Genomic DNA, 1,734 nt, shown 5'->3' on the forward strand with positions numbered 1-1,734 from the left:
CACGCCGAAAGACCAAGGTTTCCTGCGCAACGTTAATCGACGCAGGGTTAGTCGGCCCCTAAGGCGAGGCAGAAATGCGTAGTCGATGGGAAACGGGTTAATATTCCCGTACTTCTAGTTACTGCGATGGAGGGACGGAGAAGGCTAGGCCAGCACGGCGTTGGTTGTCCGTGTTTAAGGTGGTAGGCTGGTTTCTTAGGTAAATCCGGGAGATCAAGGCCGAGAGCTGATGACGAGCGTTCTTTTAGAATGCGAAGTGGTTGATGCCATGCTTCCAGGAAAAGCTTCTAAGCTTCAGGTAACTAGGAACCGTACCCCAAACCGACACAGGTGGTTAGGTAGAGAATACCAAGGCGCTTGAGAGAACTCGGGTGAAGGAACTAGGCAAAATGGCACCGTAACTTCGGGAGAAGGTGCGCCGGTGAGGGTGAAGTATTTACTACGTAAGCCCATGCCGGTCGAAGATACCAGGCCGCTGCGACTGTTTATTAAAAACACAGCACTCTGCAAACACGAAAGTGGACGTATAGGGTGTGACGCCTGCCCGGTGCCGGAAGGTTAATTGATGGGGTTAGCGCAAGCGAAGCTCTTGATCGAAGCCCCGGTAAACGGCGGCCGTAACTATAACGGTCCTAAGGTAGCGAAATTCCTTGTCGGGTAAGTTCCGACCTGCACGAATGGCGTAACGATGGCGGCGCTGTCTCCACCCGAGACTCAGTGAAATTGAAATCGCTGTGAAGATGCAGTGTATCCGCGGCTAGACGGAAAGACCCCGTGAACCTTTACTATAGCTTTGCACTGGACTTTGAGCTTGCTTGTGTAGGATAGGTGGGAGGCTTTGAAGTGGGGACGCCAGTTCTCATGGAGCCAACCTTGAAATACCACCCTGGCAACCTTGAGGTTCTAACTCTGGTCCGTTATCCGGATCGAGGACAGTGTATGGTGGGTAGTTTGACTGGGGCGGTCTCCTCCCAAAGAGTAACGGAGGAGTACGAAGGTGCGCTCAGACCGGTCGGAAATCGGTCGTAGAGTATAAAGGCAAAAGCGCGCTTGACTGCGAGACAGACACGTCGAGCAGGTACGAAAGTAGGTCTTAGTGATCCGGTGGTTCTGTATGGAAGGGCCATCGCTCAACGGATAAAAGGTACTCCGGGGATAACAGGCTGATACCGCCCAAGAGTTCATATCGACGGCGGTGTTTGGCACCTCGATGTCGGCTCATCACATCCTGGGGCTGAAGCCGGTCCCAAGGGTATGGCTGTTCGCCATTTAAAGTGGTACGCGAGCTGGGTTTAGAACGTCGTGAGACAGTTCGGTCCCTATCTGCCGTGGACGTTTGAGATTTGAGAGGGGCTGACCTTAGTACGAGAGGACCGGGTTGGACGAACCTCTGGTGTTCCGGTTGTCACGCCAGTGGCATTGCCGGGTAGCTATGTTCGGAAAAGATAACCGCTGAAAGCATCTAAGCGGGAAACTTGCCTCAAGATGAGATCTCACTGGAGCCTTGAGCTCCCTGAAGGGCCGTCGAAGACTACGACGTTGATAGGTGGGGTGTGTAAGCGCTGTGAGGCGTTGAGCTAACCCATACTAATTGCCCGTGAGGCTTGACCATATAACACCCAAACAATCTGCGAAGGCATAGGCCGGAGACAGAGGGTGTCGATGGTGAAGTCGACAGAAAGCCGAAAATTTGCAAGAACTACAAATCATCTATCACGTATCCAAGGGATAGCG

Annotated in this window: 1 rRNA gene; it reads left to right on the plus strand. The window is 52.9% G+C overall.

Annotation, left to right across the window (positions count from 1 at the left end):
* Positions 1-1,612: ribosomal RNA gene (locus tag BLS08_RS25930) — 23S ribosomal RNA — on the plus strand; the annotation flags it as partial.
* Positions 1,613-1,734 lie beyond the last annotated feature (122 nt).

This window comes from Ectopseudomonas chengduensis (assembly GCF_900102635.1).
GTDB classification, from domain to species: Bacteria; Pseudomonadota; Gammaproteobacteria; order Pseudomonadales; family Pseudomonadaceae; genus Aquipseudomonas; species Aquipseudomonas chengduensis.